This is a genomic window from Streptosporangium sp. NPDC087985 (assembly GCF_044741965.1).
GTDB lineage: Bacteria > Actinomycetota > Actinomycetes > Streptosporangiales > Streptosporangiaceae > Streptosporangium.
In genome coordinates this window covers 161,833-179,302 of sequence record NZ_JBIUTQ010000005.1, presented here as the reverse complement: position 1 = coordinate 179,302, position 17,470 = coordinate 161,833, and the positions used below count along the sequence as shown (strand labels likewise).

Sequence of the window (17,470 nt, the reverse complement as noted above, 5' to 3'; positions counted from 1 at the left end):
GCCGAGATGGCGGCCTCAAGATTTTTGATCAAGCATTGGCATGATCACGAGGAGCCTGTAGCGTCGCCTGCGACAGGTTCCCACGATCTTGGAGAGGCCATGAGAAGCCGGGCACAGGCCACTCTCCGAGTCGCCCAGGGCTAGAGCCGACTGGCAAGCCGAGCGAGTGCCTGCTCAGCAGGCTCACTCCTCGCCTCGCGGTGTCCCGTTCCGGCCCACAGGTGGATCAGCCGGGTGTCTCCGGCCGCGGTGGCCGCCTTGCGCAGCGGGCCGGTGAGGTGGTGCAGGGCGGGGTAGCCGGCGGGGGCGATCGCGTCGAAGCGGTCGGTGAAGTGGTTGCGCAGGGCGCGGGCGGGCCGCCCCGTGAAGGCGCGCGTGACGATGGTCGTCTCGAAGGCGGGGTCCACGAGAGCCGCCTTGTGCGGCGCCGATGCTCCGCTCTCGTCCGTACGCAGTAGGAGGGTGCCGACCATAACGGCTTCCGCACCGGCATGCAGCGCGGCCGCCACATCGGCCGGGGTGGCGATTCCGCCGGTGGCGATGACCGGCAAGGTGACGGCGTCACGCACTTGGCCTACCAGCTCGGGCAGCGGCACGGGCGTGAGCGGTCGCTCGGGGGTGAGCGTGGCCGAGTGCCCGCCGGCCGTGGACGCCTGCACGATCAGTGCGTCGACTCCGATCTCCGCCGCCCGGCGTGCCTCGTCGGTCGAGGTGACGTTCTGCAGGACGGTGGTGCCGGCCCGGCGCAGGGCACTGACGACCGCGCGGTCGGGGATACCGAAGGTGAAGGACACCCAGGGGACGGGACTCGCGGTCAGCAGGTCGACCTTGTCCGTCCACTGATCGTCGTCCTCCACCGGGTCCCCGTCGGTGAGCTTCAGCCCGTACAGCTCGGCCTCGGGCTGCACCGCCTGGGCGTAACCCCGGTACGCCTCGGCGGAGACGGGGACTGGGTTGGGGACGAACAGGTTGACGCCGAACGGCACTCCGTCCGCCCGTACGGTGTGGATCTGCCCGGCCAACGCCTGCACGGTCTTGTACCCGCCGGCGAGAAAGCCCAGGCCGCCGACGCGCGCGGCCGCCGTGACGAGTGCGGGTGTGCTCGGTCCGCCAGCCATCGGTGCGGCGAGGACCGGGAGGTCGATTCCGAGATCGGACAGCAGTCTGCTCATGACAACTCCTCCTGGGGTACGGGTGTCAGGCCAGGGTGACTCCCTGCGCGGGCGGGTGGGGGCTGTTGGTCGTGCTACTTCTGGCGTCATGATCACTTTCTCTCGGCGTTCAGCGGCCACTACCCACGCTAGACAGCCCGCGAACGCTTGTGAAATGCCGGTTAAGCTGCTGCTATGCACGGCAGGCATAGATCCGGGGAGAAGGCAGATGAGCATGGACGTCGAACTCCGTCACCTGCGGGCCTTCACGTCTGTGGCACGACACCGGTCCTTCTCCCGGGCAGCCGAGGAACTGCTGATCACACAGCCGGCTCTGAGCCGTACGATCGCGCAGTTGGAGGGCAACCTGAACGTCCGCCTCCTCGACCGCTCCTCCCGGCACGTCGAGCTGACGGCCACCGGCGCCGAGTTCCTCCTCCACGTCGAGCGTGTCCTCTCCACCCTCGACCAGGCCCTGGCCGTCGTGCGCCACAAGGTCACCCTCCGGCTCGGCTTCAGCTGGCTGCTGCCCGACCCCTGGGCCCAGCAGGCGGTGAGCCACTTCGAGCAGGACACCGGAGCCTCGGTCACCCTGACCCGCACCGACGATCCCCTTCAGGCTCTGCGGCAGCGCGCCGTCGACATCGCCCTGGTCCGCGGCGACTTCGACCCGCCGAGGGCAGCGCGCACCGTGCACCTGTACGACGAACCGCGCATCGCCGTCTGCTCCGAGCACTGCGATCTGGTCCGTCTCGGCCACCTGGGCTGGGCGGACGTCCAGCACTGGCCCCTGGTCGTCAACACGGTCAGCGGCACCACCGGCCCCTGGTCCTGGTCCGTGGACCAGCGCCCGGAGCAGATCATCGAGACGGCCAACTACGACGAATGGCTTGAGACGGTGGCCGCCAACCGTGGCATCGGCATCGTCCCCGAGGTGGCGCAGCGCCGCACCCAGCACCCCGCCCTCCGTTTCATTCCGCTCACCGAGGCGCCGCCCAGCCCGGTCAGCCTTGTCTATCTGCCCGACGCTCAACGGGCCCTGGTCCGCCGGTTCCTGGACGCCGCCGTAAGGGCGGAGCACGAGTGAGCCGACGTCCCGGGTGGGATGATCAGCATCCATGTCTGCCAAGGCCCCGGCTCAGGTGTGGGCCACCTTGCTGGACGAGGCCGCCGTTGGCGCGAATGGCATCTTCGATGAACTGCCTGGCCAGCTCGGCGGCCTCGTCCCCCATACGGTCCACGCTGACCGAGGCACCTCGATGACCTCCAAGCCGGTCGCGGCACTGCTGGCGGACCTGACCATCACCCAGTCGCACAGCCGCCCAAGAGTCAGCAACGGCAACCCGTTCAGCGAGGCGCAGTTTCGCACCCTGAAGTACTGCCCGGCCTTCCCCTGGCTGGGCGGCGTCGGCGGAAAGGACAGCGGCGTCAGCCGCAGCGCCCGAACATCTGCACGTAGGTCGCGGCCGGGGTGATGGACCCGGCAGCCGGATCCGCGCTTCCCCAGGCTGCCGTGGTGTACAGCTCGGTGAAAGTCGGGTTGAGGATGGTGTCGCGGTGTGGCTTGCTGTTCATCCACCACGTGACAGCCGCCCGCGGCGTGACAGAAGAGGTTCCCCATCCCGCGTAGGTGTTCTCGGCGATGGAGAACGAGGTGCAGCGGCGGCCGTAGCCCACCGCCTGGGCACGGCTCAGCGGGGTCGAGCCGGTCTGCGGATTGATGTGCGGGTCGCACTGGCCGGGGTTGCCCGTCACGGGGCGGCAGTTCTTACCCGGCTCGACCTTTCCCCACCAGCGCAGTCTGACGGCTTCCGCGGCGTGCCCGGCCGCGGCGGCGCCGAGTGTGGGGGCGCCCTTTTTGCCCAGCGAGAGGTATCTCTTCAGCGGGTTCAGGTTGGTCCGTTCGGCGTTGACGAGACACAGAACCGCCGTCTCGATGGTCGTCGCCTGCGCCCTGAAGTCGTAACGTCCCCGACTGGTGTCGGGGAATGCGGACTGGGGCCGGTAGACGATGTCGATGTTCGCGCAGGTTCCGGTGCCTTTCAACGGCGGGGCCGCGGCGGCTGCCGGCTGTGCCGGCGAAACGGCGCCGGTCAGGCCCAACAGGAGGGTGCCGGTCACGACGGCAGCCTGCCGGCGGCGTGACATAGGGCTGTCGGGCACGGCTCGCTGCTGCTTGCGGGAGAGCTGTAAGAGGTTGCTCATGGAGGGGCTCCTCGGCGTCGGCGTCCCTCAGTGATAAGTCGGGAACCTTACAGATGCCTTGCGGCGCCCTTAAAGACCCTGAAACCCCTTTTCGCGGTATTTCAGGGCCGCACTCCTACTACGGCGGGTCGAACAGAACGAGGCCGGTCCCGGCCATGAATCCAGCCACTGAAACGCCGCCTCCTTGAAACTTTTGCGACGGGGACAGGTGAGCGTGCGGTAGATCAGCAAAGCCGGGTGGCGCGCCGCTGAGAGCGCCACCCGGCCAGGACTCGGGGGTCGTCACACCCAGACGAAGTCCGGGGCGTTCCAGATGAAGTCCTTGCACATGCCGATCACCTCCTCCGCGATCTCGTCCTTGGTCACAGCATGAAACAAGGGGGTATACGAGCCGTATAACCGATCTTGTGGATCCCGTCCCGGCCGTATACGTTCTGCACCGACGCCTTCGAAGCGCAGGGAGTCCGCTGTGGAGTTCGGAGTTCTCGGCCCGCTCGTCGTGCGAAACGGCGGCGAGGCGATGCGCCTGACCTCCGCCAAGCAGCAGACCCTGCTCGCGGTGTTGCTCTGCCACGCCAACACGCCGGTCTCCCCGAAGCGCCTCATGGAGGCGCTGTGGGAGGATCCTCCGGCGTCCGCCGCGGAGAACCTGCGCCTGTACGTGCACCGGCTGCGCCGCGTGCTCCAAGCACCACAGCGCATCACCAGCCACGGCTCCGGCTACCTACTGACCATCCATCCCGGCGAGCTGGACGCGGACCGGTTCGGCGAGCTCACCGCCGAGGCGGGCCGGGCCCGGGAGACCGGAGACCTGAACCGCGCAGGCGAGCTGCTGACCAAGGCGCTGGCACTCTGGCGGGGGAAGGCGTACGACGGCATCGCCCAGACCCCGCTGATCCGCGAGACCGCGACCCGCCTGGAGGAGGAGCGCCTGCGCGCCGTCGAAGAGCGGGTCGGCATCGACCTCGTGCTCGGCCGGCACGCCGAAGTGGTGCCGGAACTGACCCTGTCGGTGGACGAGCACCCCTATCGGGAGGTCCTGCGCCGCCACCTGATGCTCGCGCTCTACCGATCTGGCCGGCAGAGCGAGGCGCTGGAGGTCTTCCGGCGGACCCGCTCCCTGCTCGTCGAGGAGCTGGGCGTCGAACCGGGCCCCGAGCTGCGGCTGCTGCACGAGGCGATGCTGCGTGGCGAAGAGGATCTCTGGTCACCGCCGTCGCCGTCGCCGTCGCCCGTCCCCCGGGAGCTCCCGGTCGGCGCGTACGGATTCACCGGCCGGGTGGATGCGATCGAGACGCTCGACGAGACGCTGCCCGGCGATCACGGAGGCGCAGCCGCGCCGGTCGTCCTCGCGGTCATCACCGGACCCGCCGGCGTCGGCAAGACCGCCCTCGCGGTGCATTGGGCCCAGCGGATCACGCACCGGTTTCCGGACGGGCAGCTCTACCTGAACCTGCGCGGGTACTCCGCGGAGCCGCCGCTGCGTCCGATGGAGGCGCTGACAGCACTGCTGCGCGCGCTGGGCACGCCCCCGCAGCGGATGCCGTCCGACCCGGCGCAGGCCGCGGCCCACTACCGTTCGCTCCTGGCCGGCCGACGCATGCTCGTGTTGCTGGACAACGCGGCGTCCGCCGAACAGGTCCGCCCCCTGCTGCCGGGCGCCCTCGGCTGCCTCGTGGTCGTCACCAGTCGCGACCGCCTCAGCGGGCTGATCGCCCGGGAGGGCGCGCGGCGGATCACGCTCGACGTCCTCACGCCGGCGGAGGCCCGGGAGCTGCTCGCCTCGTTGCTCGGTGAGCAGCGGATCGCGTCGGAGCCGGAGGCCGTGGCGGAAATCGCCGAACTGTGCGGGCGGCTGCCGTTGGCGTTGCGGATCGCGGCCGCCCACCTGGCCGATCGCCCGCTGCGGCGGATCGCGGACTACGCCGCGGAACTCGCCGAGGGCAACCCGCTGGCCGCACTGGAGATCGCCGCAGACAGCGGCACAGCCGTACGCGCCGCCCTGGACGGGTCGTACGAGACACTGTCGTCGGAGGAGCGACGGATGTTCCGCCTCCTCGGCATCGCGCCTGGCATGGACTTCACCGTGGAGGCAGCCGCCGCCGCTTCGGACCGGAGCCTGGACCAGACGGTGCGGCTGCTCGATCGGCTGGCGGCCGCGCATCTCCTCGAGGAGCGGGTGGCGGGCCGCTTCGCCTTCCACGACCTCGTCCGGCTGTACGCACAGGCCCAGGCGCACGCGGAGGACAGCGCCGAGGAGCGGATGGTAGCCGTCCGGCGGGTGTACCGGTGGTACCTGTCCGCCGCGGACAGCGCGGCCGACCTGCTCTACCCGCATCTGCTGCGCATGCCTCCCCTTCCCGCGCCCGCCGTTCGGTTCGAGGGAGCCCGCGACGCCCGCAGATGGCTGGACGCCGAGTCGGTCAACCTGGTGGTCGCGACAGTGGAGGCCGCCGAAGGCGACGCACCACGCGAGGCATGGCATCTGGCCATGGCGCTGCGCGGCTACTTCTGGCTGTCCGGCGATGCGGACGCGGCCATGACCACGGCGGATGCGGGTCTCGCCGCCGCGCTGGTCTCCCGGGACCTGCGGGGCGAGACCGGCGCCCGGCTCACCCTCGCCCAGACCCTCAGCCAGCTCGGACGGATCGAGGAGGCGTTCAGCCAACTCGATCAGGTCACCGCGCTGACGGACCGGCTCGACTGGCCGGAGTGCCGGGCATCCGCGCTCACCGTGCGCGGCAACCTGCACCTCGAACAGGGCCGCCCTGAGCGTTCGGCCGACTGCTACCGCCAAGCCCTGAGGCTGAACCTGGAACGCGGAAACGTGACGCGACAGGCGGTCGACCTGACCAACCTCGCACTCGTGGCGCTGCATGCGGGAAACCTGGAGCAGGCCGTGGCGTACTGCGAACACGTGCTGACGCGGTACCGCGTGGCCGGTTCGGGTGACGGGCATCCGGCCGTCCTCAACACCCTCGGTCACGCCTGCCATCTCCTCGGCAGGTTCGAGGAGTCGCTCGGCCATTTCGAGCACGCTCTGGAGATCTACCGAAAGATCGGGAACTCCGTTGAGCAGCCTCTCGTGCTGGCCGCCTGCGCGGCCGTGCACCGTGACGCCGGACGCCGGGAGCAAGCTCTGCGGCAGGCCGAGTCGGCCGTCCACGCCGCGAGCGGCGCAGGGGGACGGATCAAGGCCGGCGTCCTGGCCGATCTCGGCTCGGTGCACCGGCACCTCGGGCGCCTGCCGTCCGCGCTCCGGCATCTCCAGCAGGCCCAGGCTGCGGCCGAGGTCGTCGCCGACCGGTTGCTGGGCACGTGGATCCGGGTCGAGCTCGCCGCGACCCGTCTCGCGGCAGGCGACGCCGCCGCGGCCACGGCCGATGCGGAGCATGCTCTGGCCCTGGCGAAGGACGCGGGATATCGCGTATGGGAAGGCCGGGCGCTGCTCGTCCTCGCCGAGGCCGACCTCATTCTCGGAAGGGTCGAACGAGCCGCGGAACGCGCCGCACTGGCGCTCGCCCTGCACCGCGAGACCGGCCACAGCCTCGGCCAGGGACAGGCTCTGCTCCTGCTGGCCGACGCCGCCCGCCGGGGGCGGGCCGATTCCTGCCCGGCTGATTCCTGTCGGGCCGATTCCTACCGGGCCGAGGCGGAACGCATCCTCACCGAGATCGGGTACGTTCCCGCTTGAACCTCTTGTCACCGACGGCTACAGCATCCCTCCGACATCCGAGCCAGCCGGGTCTCCTGGAGGACGTCTCCGGCGTCGGCCGCCGATCACGATCACGAGGGGCGGCGGTCAGCTCTTTGCGCAGCAGCTCGACCTGTTCGGCCAGCGACGTCTCGCGCTCGGCGATCCGATCCAGTAGTGACAACCCCGCCCTCACCAACGATGATTACACACCGAAATCGTTCAAATACCGATACGCACGTCGAGACCGACCACCTCGTGCCCAGCCGCCTCCAGCGCCTGCGCCACATGACTCCCGATGAACCCGGCCGCGCCGGTGAGCAGTGTCTTCACCCTGCCGAGAGTGGGCTGTGACCCCGACGGCCAGGGCCGTACGGCACGCACCCGTTCGCAGACGGTAAGAATCCGTCGGCGCCTTTCTCCCGCCGGTGCTACCGTCCGCCCCCGGGCGGAGAGGCCGGGTCCGGTGGTGCGGCCGGGGGGTGTGGCAGGACGGAGACGGCGCCTTTGGACTCGAAGATCGCGAGGTGGATGCCGTCCGGGCTGTGGTGTCCGTGCTGGCGGAGCACGGCGGCGAGGTCGGCTTCGGTGAGTCCGCAACGGCGCAGGTTGCGCCGGTTGACGTGCCCGTCGTGGATCAGGACTCGCAGTGGCGGGTCGACCAGGCGGCTGATGGCCGGTAGAAACCGAAGCCTGGTGATGGCCGAGTGGGCGGCGAGCAAGGCCAGCAGCGCCGCGGCGCCGGTCAGCCATGAGGCGTCGGTCGCGGTGGCGGTACGTCCCACGATGGCGCCGACCGCGACGGCGGCGACCCAGTCGAACGGGGCGAATTCCGCCATGGTGCGGCGTTCGGTGATCCGGAACGCCACCGCGGCGGTCAGGAACAACGCCAGCGCCTTGAGCGCGGCATGGGCCGCACGGTGCCAGTCGCCGATCAGGGCGTCGCCGAAGCCGTCCACGACGGGGCCGCCCTCAGCCGACGCCGTCGAGAGCGAGCAGGACCCGGCGGCGCCCCGGACCGGCGATGCCGACGTTTTGGCTGGTCACGGCCCGAGGCGGTGCGGATTCCGATGGCTGTCTCATACGACCAGGCTAAACCTGTCTCGCTTCTCGCGACGGGACGGCGACGCCTCTGGGCGACCGTGGGCGGCTGGAACGCCCCCTCGTTCCGAGTGCTTGAGAAAGCTGAAGGAAGCCACAACCCACCCAGAGATTCAACACGCATACTTGACAGGGAACATCATCGAGACGGGCACCCAGTCCTACCGGCTGGCCCAAACTCAAGCCCGCGCCCAGCGCGAAACCACGTCGTCAACCGGGTGATCCGGGAGGCGGTCTACTCCTTCCGCCCGCCTCAGGAACTAAAGCCGACGCCGATTCCGAGCACTGGCCGACACTCAGCAACGCCGACGAGCTCGATATCGTCACGGCGAGCCGCTGCCCAGCGCTCCCTGGTAAGCCTCCATCGGTTAATGACCGCGGCCTCACCTCGACGAGTATCCCAATCGACGCCGTTCGGCTCGTAACCCATCGTCTGCGAGACACGGTTCGAGGCGAGGTTGTCGTGGAATGCGTCGCTAGCGGCCTCCCGTGCTCCGAAGCCCTCGAAAGCCAAGTGCAGCACGGCCTGGCGGATCTCCTTGCCCAATCCGCGGCCACGCACCTCGGGATCCAGCCAGGAGAAGGTGCTTACGGTGCCAAATTTCGTGAAGTTCATGCCAATCAGATCCTGCATCCCGACGGGCTCCCCATCCACAACGACGACGAGGTACACCCGCCAGAAGTCTTCGCTTACTCGTGCCCGGCCAGCCCAGATCCCACGCAGCCAACCCCACTCTCGTCCGGGGCTTTCCTCGTAGAGGGACATCGGGTCGTCGAATGGCCAAGGCTCAGAGTCGACGACACCCTTACGAACCACCGGGACAAGGCGTTCAAGCAGTTCGTCACTCGCTCCGGCCAACGTGACGCGGGGAGTGTGCACCTGCAGGTTAAGTGGAGGATAGGAGGACACAGCTGACGAAGGCATCGGCATGGTGCAGCACCCTAGACGGAGCCCTGGTGTCACGCATCCGAATAAGCCGGCCGCTAACGCCCCGTACTGGGATCCAGGGTATCCCGTCTCATGATCAAGGATCTGGGTCAGAACCAGGCTCTCAGCGCTTGTTCACATTCTGTAATCGCCAGACGAGCTGATCAATGCTGTCGTGGTGCTCAAACTCATCGGCATCCTCGGCAGCCAAGATCCTTAAGCGGTGCTCGTTCTCCCACGCACGTGGTGCTCCCAGACATCGTCATAGCCACACACCCCTTCAGGGCAGGTCATGGTTGCCGCCAAGGTTCGCGACGATGCGGCGCAGGACGTTGATCGTCGTCACGAAGCCGGCGGTCTCGGTGTCCTCGAGAATGCGCTCGTGGGCCTGCAGGTCGTGGAGAACTGGAACAGCGCCATCGGATGCGACAGAGCCCATGGGTAAGCAGAAGAAGGGCATTGCCATTTCGGCGGTACCCGGCTTTTGAACAGGCATTTCACGCCCGAGGTGCACTCGTTCTGTTGGGGCGGCGCACTTACTCGGCGAGCGCGGTGCTCCTCCGGACTCTGCCCGAGCGGAGCGTTCGGGGAAAATGGCCGGTGTGAGGATCCGTGGAATGGTTGGTCCGCTGGTCAGTGGTACGACCTACCGGCGCGGTATCTACCTGTTGCTCGGCGGTGTCCTGCTCTTGCCGTACATCCTGGTGGGCTCCGCCTTCGCCCAGATGTTCGCCGTGCCTGAGACGCAGCGCGTGCTGATCCTGCCGGCCCTGGTCCTGGCCGTGCTCATTGCTTCCGTGCCGCCGTTCCTGCGCGGCACCAGGGCGCTGGAGATCGTGGGTGTGCGGTCGCTGCTCGGCGTCCCGCTCCCGGACCCGCCCCCGACGGCCGAGTCCGGGCGGGAGACGCGGGAGACGAGGTTGCGCGCGGCCCTGTGGTTCATCGTCCACCTCGCGATCGGCGGTGTGGTGGCGTTGCTGCTGCTCATCCCCCTGATGATGGGTGTGGTCCTAATCGCCCAGTGGTTCGACATCGACGGAGGGGCGCTCACGGGGCTCCGGCTCGGACCGCTGAACGAGCATGACACCGGCTGGCTGTCACTGCTCGGCGTCGTCATGCTCATCGGTGTGCTGTACGCCGTCGCCGGGCTCGGCGCGCTCGCCGCAGTGATGGCTCCGGTGCTGCTCGGGCCGTCGCCCGCGGAGCGGATCGCGGCATTGGAGGCTCAGGCCGCTCAGCTTGCCGAGCGCAACCGCCTGGCCCGTGAGCTGCACGATTCCATCGGGCACGTGCTGACGGTAACCACGCTGCAAGCGGCTGCCGCGCTGGAACTACTCGACAGGGATCCGGCGTTCGCGCGCCGTGCCCTCGCCGCCATCGAGGACATCGGGCGGGCGGCGACGGAAGACCTCGACCGCGTGCTCGGCATGCTGCGCGAAGGAGAGCCCGTCGATCACTCGCCCCACCACAGCCTGGTCGATCTCAACCGGCTGGTGGCTCACTCGCGCGGCACCGGCGTCGAGGTGCGCATCGAGACCGAGGGGGCCGTGAGCGACCTGTCCGCTCCGGTGTCGCGGGAGGGGTACCGCATCATCCAGGAGAGTCTCACGAACGTGCTCCGCCATGCGGGCCCGGTGCCGGTCGCGCTGCGCGTCGCCGTCGACGGCTGCACGCTTACCATCGACGTGGCCAACCCGGTCACGGGCCCGTACCCGCGGCGTGAAGGCGGCCGAGGGCTGGACGGCATGCGCGAACGGGTCAAGCTGCTCGGCGGAGCCATGACGGCCGGGCTGGAGGACGGACGGTGGAAGGTATCCGTGCAGCTGCCGACAGAGGAGCCGTCATGACGATCCGGGTGGCGATCGTCGACGACGAGGAGCTGATCCGGACCGGTCTGCGGGTGATCATCGACGCGCAGCCCGACCTCGAGGTGGTGGACGAGGCCGCCGACGGTGCGGAGGTGATGGCGATGGTCGCCCGCACCAGGCCTGACGTGCTCCTCATGGACGTGCGGATGCCCGCGATCGACGGCATCGAGGCCACCCGCCGACTGCTCGCCGCGTCGACCCAACCGCCACGGGTGCTGGTCATCACCACCTTCGAGAACGACGACTACGTGTACGAGGCGCTGCGCGCGGGTGCGAGCGGGTTCCTGCTGAAGCGCGCCCGGCCACCCGAGGTGGTCGAGACGGTCCGGGTGGTGGCACGCGGGGAGTCTCTTGTGTTTCCGGCGGCGATTCGCCGTATGGCCGGCGCGTACGGCTCCTCGACCGGTGGGCCGGTCGGCGACCGGCTCTGCGACGCCCGGCTGACCGAGCGTGAGGCCGAGGTGCTGCGTCTCATGGCCACCGGCCTGTCCAACGCCGAGATCGCCGCGAGACTCGTGGTGGGGGCGGAGACGGTCAAGACACACGTCGGCAACGTGCTCACCAAGCTCGGCGTCCGCGATCGCACCCAGGCAGTGATAGCCGCCTACGAGTCGGGATTCATCAGCCCGGTCCGATAGCTGTCAAATTTCTGTCGGCGCCGGATGTGAGAATGGGCCGCGACCCGTTGACCTGGAGGAGAGCTGCCATGGCCAAAGTGGAGGCGAACATCTCGATGTCGCTGGACGGCTTCGTCACCGGCCCGAACCTCAACCGGTACCCCGGACTGGGCGAGGGCGGCGACATCCTCCACGCCTGGGTCGACGAGAGCCGGGGTATGGACTTCGCCATCGGGGAGGAGCGCCATATCGCCGGGTCGGTCATCACCAGCCGGAAGGTGTACGACGAGACCGGAGGCTGGGGCGATGACGGGTTCTACCGGATGCCGGTGTTCGTGGTCACCCACCGCCCGCACGACGTGGTCGTGAAGGGTGAGACCACGTTCACGTTCGTCACCGAGGGCATCGAGCACGCCATCGAGCAGGCGATCGTGGCCGCTGGGGACAGGCTGGTGCACATCATGGGTGGCGCCGGCATCATCCAGCAGGCGCTGGCGGCAGGGCTGGTCGACGAGCTGTTCCTGCACGTCGCCCCGGTGATCCTGGGCAGCGGTACCCGGCTGTTCGAGCACCTCGGCGGTCCGATCCAACTGGAGCGGGCCGAGGTGATCGAGTCCCGCCACGCCACTCACCTGCGGTACCGGATCCCGAATTCCCGGCCCCGTGGCCGTGGCGGATTAGCGATGTGACCGGGCCACCGAACCTGGCCGGACGCATCCTGGCGCCCGTCTACGCGGCCTACGCCGAGTGCGACCAGAATGGCAGCCGCGACGGACGGTGGACCGAGAAGCACGTCCGCGAGGACGGCAGCGTCTCGGAGCGCAAGCTCGACTACCTCTTCGCCCCCAGGGGAAGCGTGACCCGGTGCCACGTGGCGCAGGGTGTCTCCTCCTCAGACCACAGACCCATCTACGTCAAGGTCGGCCTCGGCTGACACCGGCGCTCTGGGGATGGAGATGAGGTCACCTTGTGGGACGCGGCCACCGGTTCGCGGGCGGTCACCGGGATCGACCCCGGTCGCCACCTGGACTCTGCCCGCCACCGGCAGCGACCATCTGCCGGTCGTGGCCCGCATCAAGCTCTGATGCCCGCGGGCGCCCTGTTGCCGGACGTTCCTCGTCGGGTGGTGGCTGTACGGTCCCTTGCTCACCTGGTCGTGCTGATGCCGGAGGCCGCGCAGATCTCCGCTGGTGCCCGCCGTCCGGCCGGGCGAAAAGCGTTGGCGGGCTCGAAGCCCCTACTGACACCATGTGCGCATGTTGATCAGGGAAGCAACCGTGGAGGACTGGTCCGCCATCTGGCCGTTCTTCCATGAGGTCGTCGCCGCCGGCGAGACCTTCACCTACCCGACCGACCTCGGGGAGGAGGTTGGGCGCGACTGGTGGTTACTGCCGCCGCCGAACCGTACGGTCGTCGCCGTCGACGACGCGGGGAAGGTCCTGGGCACGGCGAAGATGAACAACAACCAGTCGGGCAACGGTTCGCATGTGGCGAGCGCCAGCTACATGGTCGATCCGGCGCACTCCGGGCGAGGCGTGGGCCGGGCGCTGTGTGAGTACACGCTGGAGTGGGCGCGGGCGGCGGGCTTTCGCGCGATGCAGTTCAATGCGGTCGTGGAGACCAACGTGCATGCGGTGAACCTGTACAGGTCGCTCGGCTTCGAGGTGCTGGGCACGCTGCCGGAGGGCTTTCTGCACCCGGCGCAGGGTTATGTCGGATTGCACATCATGCACCGGGCGCTCTGAGGCGGCCGGATGCCAGAGCCGCAGAGCGTGCCCGGGATGGGCAGGATGGCGGTGTTCACCGATCCCGACGGCAACCTCGTCGGCCTGCTGAGCCCCTGACATCCATGACCGACTACGCACGACCGACTACGGAGGACAGGCTGACATGGTCGAAACGGAACTTAAAGCCGATCTGCACCGCTACCTGAAGCAGGCCCGCGAGGCGCTCCTGTGGAAGCTCGACGGGCTCTCGGAGTACGACATCCGCCGCCCGATGACGCCGACCGGCACCAACCTGCTGGGGTTGGTCAAACACCTGATCGGCGTCGAGCTGATGTACCTGGGATACACGTTCGGGCGGCACTTCGACGGGCAGGTGCCCTGGTTCGGCCCTACGGGTCGCCTGGAGGACATGGACTTCACGACCGTGGACCCCACCGAGGAACCCAACGAGGACATGTGGGCCACCGCCGATGAGTCCCGCGAGTACGTCGTCGGGCTGTACCGGCGGGCGTGGGTGCACGCGGACGCCACGATCGAGGCGCTGCGGTTGGACGAGACCGGTCACGTGCCGTGGTGGTCCGAGGGGCAGGACAAGCCGACGCTGCACCGGGTCCTGGTCCACCTGATCGCCGAGATCCAGCGGCACGCCGGGCACGCCGACATCGTCCGGGAGCTCATTGACGGGGCCGCCGGGCTGCGGGAGGACAACGACAACCTGGCACCGGGCGACCGGTCATGGTGGGAGGACTATCGGAACCGGCTGGAGCGCGTGGCGCGGGAGGCCGGCCAGAGCTGAATCCACCGTGCTGCACGCCACGGGGATGCCGAGCTCCGTGGCGTGCAGCACGGACCGGCAGTCGATGTCATCCCTGGTTGTGCTTTCGGCGGAGGCATACCGGGTCACCGGCGTTGTACTGATCGGCTTCGGTCTGCGGGTCGCGACCGCGAGCACCTGACGATCGGCGCCTCATAGGCAGTACGCGGCCGAGTTGGTGGTGTGGCGCCGGTAGTCCTGGGGGGTGAGTCCGTAGGCGGTCTGGAAGACGCGGGTGAAGTGTGTGGCGGCGGTGAAGCCCCACTGGGCTGCGATGGCGTAGATCGGCCGGTGACGGTGAGCGGGGTCGGCCAGGTCACGTCGGCAGCGCTCCAGCCGCTGGCTGCGGATCCATCCGGCCACGGTGGTGTCCTGGGTCTGAAAGAGCCGTTGCAGGTAGCGGAGGGAGACGCCGCAGGCGGTGGCGATCATGGCCGGGGAGAGGCATGGGTCGGCCAGGTGCTGCTGGATGAAGGCGTGGATCCGCAGCAGGAGGGCGTGCTGGTGAGTAGTTGGCGGCACGGCCCGGTCGGCGTCGAGCCGGTGGGCGAGCATGACGGTGAGCAGGTCGATCAGGGTTGTCCCGAGACGGAGGAGATCGGGTATCCCGTACTGGTCGGTGCCGGTGGTCAGACGGGTGAGAAACCCCGAAAGCAGTGCGCCGACCCCTTCGCTACCGGAGAAAGGCGTGGCGGTCAGTCGCTCGACCTTGTCGAGCGGGAGGGGCAGCAGCGAGCCGGGGAAAACCACCATGATTCCATGGGCGTCCTCGTCCGCGCCTGTCCGCACATGGTAGGGGCGCGAGGTGTGATACAGCGTCAGATCCAACGGCCTCATCAGGACGGTCCTGCGATCCTGCGTTATCGCGGTACCGCCGCGCGACTGCAGCACAAGTTGGAACAGCTCGGGATCGGACTGGCGGATCATTCGTGATGTCCGGTGTCCCTCGCACGAGGAGACTCTCTGCGAGGAGATGTGGACAGCGCCGAGATTCATCAGGCGGATCTCCCCTCGAAAATCCGCCGGATCATTACAGGTGACCTTTACCGGCGCCACCATCCGGGATATGCAATCGAGCCAGGAATCGAATCGCTCCGCCACGGGAAGATCTTCGGTGCGAATAACTGTCTCCACTGATCTCTACTTTCCTGTCAGGAAGTTGTCGACAGAGCCGACCGACCACATCTGCCTTGGTCATCCGGTATCGCCGCAGAGCGACCTGCCTGAGAACGAGCTCAGCGTGCCGTGCGGCCTGCCACTGTTCACGTAACTCGTCCGCTGACGGGCGGAGAGGGTCCTGGCCGGTGGAACAGTCACCTGGGTACCTTCCGTACAGATCGATGTGCACGTTTATTGAGTAATATCACTCTTCGCTTTCTTGTCAGTTACAGCATCGTTTCGCCCTCAAGCGGTGATTGATAAAAAAGATAAAAAAAGAGTTGCCGGCGAGCCTCTGATGAATCGGGAGCATCGGTCACGGGTACGGAGCCGGTGACCTCACATGGTCCGGTACCGGCGGTTCCTGCCCCGGTGTCACTGCTTGACGGCCCGTCCGAAGGATGATGAAATCCCGCCTCAGCGTCGCGGTGCACCCGGCAAGGAGACCGCCGTGGGCATGGAGGCGCCGAATCATGGGACAGCCATGGAAATCCCCACCGAACCGGACGGCCGCCTCACGGCGTTCGGCAACCAGTTGATCGAAGTCCACATCTGGCTCCGCGAGGAGCTGACCCTGCTCCGGGAGAACGTCGACTCCTACCTCGACGGTCGCGGCGAGCGGCCACGGGAGCTGCGGGCGCACTGCCTGACGTTCTGCTCGGCGCTGAGCCGGCATCACACCGGCGAGGACAACGGGGTGTTCCCCGCCCTGGCCGGGCATTTCCCCGAACTCCGCCCCGTGCTTCAGGAACTGGAGCGCGACCACCACGTGGTGACCGGGATCCTGCGCAGCCTGGAGGAGCTGCTCGCCGGCCTTGAGACGGATCCGGACCCGGCCGAGGCGCGACGCGTGCGAGCCGAGCTGGATGGTCTGGCCGCCCTGCTGGAGTCGCACTTCGTCTACGAGGAGAAGCAGCTCGTCGCGGCTCTCAACTCGCTGAGCGCTCCGAGCCGGGACGGCTCAGAGCCCGCCTCCCCGTCGGCCGTCGCCGACGCCCTATCCGACCCCGACATCCAGGCCGACGGGAGCACCGGCCGATGACCCCCGGCCACGACTGAACGGGTCGTCCCCAAACAGGTGCGGGCCGCCCCTCAAGGCGGCCCGGTGACTGCGGTCCGTGCGTCGACGAGGCGGACCAGCTCCGGGAGGACCGTGCCCAGCGGGGCGTCGACGGCGAGGGCCGCGTAGGTGTCGCCGCGGGTCGGGCCCTGGTTGACGATCGCCACGGGGATGCCGAGTTTCGCGGCGTGCAGCACGAACCGGCGGCCCGACATCACGGTCAACGACGATCCGAGCACCAGGAGCAGGCGGGCTCTCTCCACGAGGGCGTAGCACTCGCGCACGCGCTCCGCCGGGACGGTCTCCCCGAAGAAGACGACGTCGGGCTTCAGCACGCCTCCCTCGCAGGAGCGGCAGCCGACCATCCGGAACCCGTTGACCTCCTCCTCGCCCAGCTCGACGTCACCGTCGGGGTTGATCGCGGTGGCCCGGGCGCCGAACTGGGGATTCGCCCGGGTCAGGCGCTGGTCCAGCTCCTCCCGCGAGCTGGAGTCGCCGCAGCTCAGGCAGATCACCTGATGCAGGCTGCCGTGCAGTTCGACGACCGTCTGGGCGCCGCCCGCCTGGTGCAGGCCGTCGACGTTCTGCGTCACGATGCCGGCCACCAGGCCCCGCCGCTGGAGGTGTGCGACCGCGTGGTGGCCGCTGTTCGGCACCGCCCGGGTCATCGCCCGCCACCCGACGTAGCTCCGGGCCCAGTAGCGCCGCCTGGCCGCCGGGTCGCCGGTGAACGTCTGGTAGGTCATCGGCGTGTGCCGGGTCAGGGACCCGCTCGGCCCCCGGTAGTCCGGGATCCCCGACTCCGTCGATATCCCGGCCCCGCTCAGCACCATGACGCCGCCCGCGGCCAGTAGCTCCGCCAGCGCGCCCGTCCCCTCGCTCACCCCTCTATGCTGCCTCACCCCGCATGCCGTACGGCCTCAGGCCCCCCACCAGGCCGCGCCGCCATCACCTTGGCGTCGCCGATCCGGGGTCCGTGGCCTGCGTCCGGGGCCTGGGCCGGTGGCCTCCTGAGGCCCGGCTCCTGGCGCCGTCATTTTCTTTTGGGTAGCCTCACCTTCAGGTCGAGAGGCGCTGCAACGGGCCCAGGTCCGCCACGCTCGACCCAGACTGTCAACAAGGGCGCCTCCCAACAACGGGAGGTGGT

18 protein-coding genes, 1 pseudogene and 1 riboswitch are annotated in these 17,470 nt (G+C 68.6%); of the genes and pseudogenes, 11 read left to right on the top strand and 8 right to left on the bottom strand.

The genetic code is table 11. The annotated features are described in order from the left end of the window. Window positions 1-140 precede the first annotated feature (140 nt). Complete coding sequence (locus ACIN94_RS13950) at window positions 141-1,172, bottom strand: NAD(P)H-dependent flavin oxidoreductase (protein WP_400704611.1); 1,032 nt, start codon at window positions 1,170-1,172, stop codon at window positions 141-143. Window positions 1,173-1,380: 208 nt separating this feature from the next. Between ACIN94_RS13950 and ACIN94_RS13945 the strand changes: the two genes are divergently transcribed. Together ACIN94_RS13945 and ACIN94_RS13940 are read left to right on the top strand one after the other, a co-directional pair. Next, entirely contained in the window at window positions 1,381-2,238 is an 858-nt protein-coding gene (locus ACIN94_RS13945) for a LysR family transcriptional regulator (protein ID WP_400704608.1), read from the top strand. A gap of 136 nt (window positions 2,239-2,374) precedes the next feature. Beyond that, window positions 2,375-2,545 (top strand): annotated as a pseudogene (locus tag ACIN94_RS13940) (IS3 family transposase); the annotation flags it as partial. A 34-nt stretch (window positions 2,546-2,579) separates the two neighbouring features. Here ACIN94_RS13940 and ACIN94_RS13935 read toward each other — a convergent pair. Further along, a complete protein-coding gene (locus tag ACIN94_RS13935; RefSeq protein ID WP_400704605.1) occupies window positions 2,580-3,356 on the bottom strand; it encodes a CAP domain-containing protein in 777 nt (258 codons plus the stop codon). A gap of 469 nt (window positions 3,357-3,825) precedes the next feature. On the opposite strand from ACIN94_RS13935, the gene ACIN94_RS13930 reads away from it, so the two are divergent. Beyond that, a complete protein-coding gene (locus ACIN94_RS13930; protein ID WP_400704602.1) occupies window positions 3,826-7,050 on the top strand; it encodes a BTAD domain-containing putative transcriptional regulator in 3,225 nt (1,074 codons plus the stop codon). Between the two features lie 222 nt (window positions 7,051-7,272). On the opposite strand, the gene ACIN94_RS13925 is transcribed toward ACIN94_RS13930, so the two are convergent. The 4 genes from ACIN94_RS13925 to ACIN94_RS13910 all read right to left on the bottom strand — a co-directional run bounded on the left by ACIN94_RS13925 (window position 7,273) and on the right by ACIN94_RS13910 (window position 9,518). After that, complete coding sequence (locus ACIN94_RS13925; RefSeq protein WP_400704600.1) at window positions 7,273-7,383, bottom strand: NAD-dependent epimerase/dehydratase family protein; 111 nt, start codon at window positions 7,381-7,383, stop codon at window positions 7,273-7,275. Window positions 7,384-7,481: 98 nt separating this feature from the next. Beyond that, window positions 7,482-8,009 carry a YetF domain-containing protein gene (locus ACIN94_RS13920; RefSeq protein WP_400704597.1) on the bottom strand — a complete coding sequence of 176 codons (528 nt, stop codon included), beginning with the start codon at window positions 8,007-8,009 and terminating at the stop codon, window positions 7,482-7,484. Window positions 8,010-8,404: 395 nt separating this feature from the next. Continuing rightward, window positions 8,405-8,917 (bottom strand): GNAT family N-acetyltransferase, encoded by a 513-nt coding sequence (locus ACIN94_RS13915; protein WP_400705085.1) that lies wholly within the window; start codon window positions 8,915-8,917, stop codon window positions 8,405-8,407. A gap of 442 nt (window positions 8,918-9,359) precedes the next feature. Then, window positions 9,360-9,518: a hypothetical protein gene (locus ACIN94_RS13910; RefSeq protein WP_400704594.1), complete on the bottom strand. Its 159-nt coding sequence runs from the start codon at window positions 9,516-9,518 to the stop codon at window positions 9,360-9,362. A gap of 178 nt (window positions 9,519-9,696) precedes the next feature. Here ACIN94_RS13910 and ACIN94_RS13905 point away from each other — a divergent pair, with 178 nt between their 5' ends. The 7 genes from ACIN94_RS13905 to ACIN94_RS13875 all read left to right on the top strand — a co-directional run bounded on the left by ACIN94_RS13905 (window position 9,697) and on the right by ACIN94_RS13875 (window position 14,087). Beyond that, window positions 9,697-10,926 carry a sensor histidine kinase gene (locus ACIN94_RS13905; RefSeq protein ID WP_400704591.1) on the top strand — a complete coding sequence of 410 codons (1,230 nt, stop codon included), beginning with the start codon at window positions 9,697-9,699 and terminating at the stop codon, window positions 10,924-10,926. Further along, entirely contained in the window at window positions 10,923-11,585 is a 663-nt protein-coding gene (locus tag ACIN94_RS13900) for a response regulator (RefSeq protein WP_400704588.1), read from the top strand. Before ACIN94_RS13905 ends, ACIN94_RS13900 begins: the two co-directional genes overlap by 4 nt. A 68-nt stretch (window positions 11,586-11,653) precedes the next feature. Then, window positions 11,654-12,253 (top strand): dihydrofolate reductase family protein, encoded by a 600-nt coding sequence (locus tag ACIN94_RS13895; protein ID WP_400704585.1) that lies wholly within the window; start codon window positions 11,654-11,656, stop codon window positions 12,251-12,253. Further along, window positions 12,250-12,498, top strand: coding sequence for a hypothetical protein (locus ACIN94_RS13890; RefSeq protein ID WP_400704582.1), 249 nt, complete (start codon window positions 12,250-12,252; stop codon window positions 12,496-12,498). Before ACIN94_RS13895 ends, ACIN94_RS13890 begins: the two co-directional genes overlap by 4 nt. Window positions 12,499-12,820: 322 nt before the next feature. Next, window positions 12,821-13,309, top strand: a complete 489-nt coding sequence (locus ACIN94_RS13885; protein ID WP_400704579.1) for a GNAT family N-acetyltransferase — start codon at window positions 12,821-12,823, stop codon at window positions 13,307-13,309. A gap of 9 nt (window positions 13,310-13,318) precedes the next feature. Beyond that, window positions 13,319-13,408: a VOC family protein gene (locus ACIN94_RS13880; RefSeq protein ID WP_400704576.1), complete on the top strand. Its 90-nt coding sequence runs from the start codon at window positions 13,319-13,321 to the stop codon at window positions 13,406-13,408. 46 nt (window positions 13,409-13,454) lie between these two features. After that, window positions 13,455-14,087 (top strand): DinB family protein, encoded by a 633-nt coding sequence (locus ACIN94_RS13875; protein ID WP_400704573.1) that lies wholly within the window; start codon window positions 13,455-13,457, stop codon window positions 14,085-14,087. 171 nt (window positions 14,088-14,258) lie between these two features. Here the strand turns inward: ACIN94_RS13875 and ACIN94_RS13870 are convergent, their stop codons facing one another. After that, the gene (locus ACIN94_RS13870; protein ID WP_400704570.1) at window positions 14,259-15,206 is read right to left on the bottom strand and encodes a helix-turn-helix domain-containing protein; all 948 of its coding nucleotides are present in this window, start codon (window positions 15,204-15,206) and stop codon (window positions 14,259-14,261) included. Between the two features lie 541 nt (window positions 15,207-15,747). Here ACIN94_RS13870 and ACIN94_RS13865 point away from each other — a divergent pair. Next, complete coding sequence (locus tag ACIN94_RS13865) at window positions 15,748-16,305, top strand: hemerythrin domain-containing protein (protein ID WP_400704568.1); 558 nt, start codon at window positions 15,748-15,750, stop codon at window positions 16,303-16,305. Between the two features lie 50 nt (window positions 16,306-16,355). Here the strand turns inward: ACIN94_RS13865 and ACIN94_RS13860 are convergent, their stop codons facing one another. Next, window positions 16,356-17,207, bottom strand: coding sequence for an NAD-dependent protein deacetylase (locus tag ACIN94_RS13860; protein ID WP_400704565.1), 852 nt, complete (start codon window positions 17,205-17,207; stop codon window positions 16,356-16,358). Window positions 17,208-17,383: 176 nt separating this feature from the next. Continuing rightward, a riboswitch (S-adenosyl-L-homocysteine riboswitch) is annotated at window positions 17,384-17,458 on the top strand. Window positions 17,459-17,470 lie beyond the last annotated feature (12 nt).

Bases quoted from the DNA above. Each gene is read 5' to 3' on its own strand.
- ACIN94_RS13865 (WP_400704568.1), top strand. From the start codon at position 15,748: ATGGAAATCCCCACCGAACCGGACGGCCGCCTCACGGCGTTCGGCAAC.
- ACIN94_RS13910 (WP_400704594.1), bottom strand. From the start codon at position 9,518: ATGGGCTCTGTCGCATCCGATGGCGCTGTTCCAGTTCTCCACGACCTG.
- ACIN94_RS13950 (WP_400704611.1), bottom strand. From the start codon at position 1,172: ATGAGCAGACTGCTGTCCGATCTCGGAATCGACCTCCCGGTCCTCGCC.
- ACIN94_RS13885 (WP_400704579.1), top strand. From the start codon at position 12,821: ATGTTGATCAGGGAAGCAACCGTGGAGGACTGGTCCGCCATCTGGCCG.
- ACIN94_RS13875 (WP_400704573.1), top strand. From the start codon at position 13,455: ATGGTCGAAACGGAACTTAAAGCCGATCTGCACCGCTACCTGAAGCAG.
- ACIN94_RS13895 (WP_400704585.1), top strand. From the start codon at position 11,654: ATGGCCAAAGTGGAGGCGAACATCTCGATGTCGCTGGACGGCTTCGTC.
- ACIN94_RS13915 (WP_400705085.1), bottom strand. From the start codon at position 8,917: ATGTCCCTCTACGAGGAAAGCCCCGGACGAGAGTGGGGTTGGCTGCGT.
- ACIN94_RS13935 (WP_400704605.1), bottom strand. From the start codon at position 3,356: ATGAGCAACCTCTTACAGCTCTCCCGCAAGCAGCAGCGAGCCGTGCCC.
- ACIN94_RS13880 (WP_400704576.1), top strand. From the start codon at position 13,319: ATGCCAGAGCCGCAGAGCGTGCCCGGGATGGGCAGGATGGCGGTGTTC.
- ACIN94_RS13900 (WP_400704588.1), top strand. From the start codon at position 10,923: ATGACGATCCGGGTGGCGATCGTCGACGACGAGGAGCTGATCCGGACC.
- ACIN94_RS13945 (WP_400704608.1), top strand. From the start codon at position 1,381: ATGAGCATGGACGTCGAACTCCGTCACCTGCGGGCCTTCACGTCTGTG.
- ACIN94_RS13905 (WP_400704591.1), top strand. From the start codon at position 9,697: ATGGTTGGTCCGCTGGTCAGTGGTACGACCTACCGGCGCGGTATCTAC.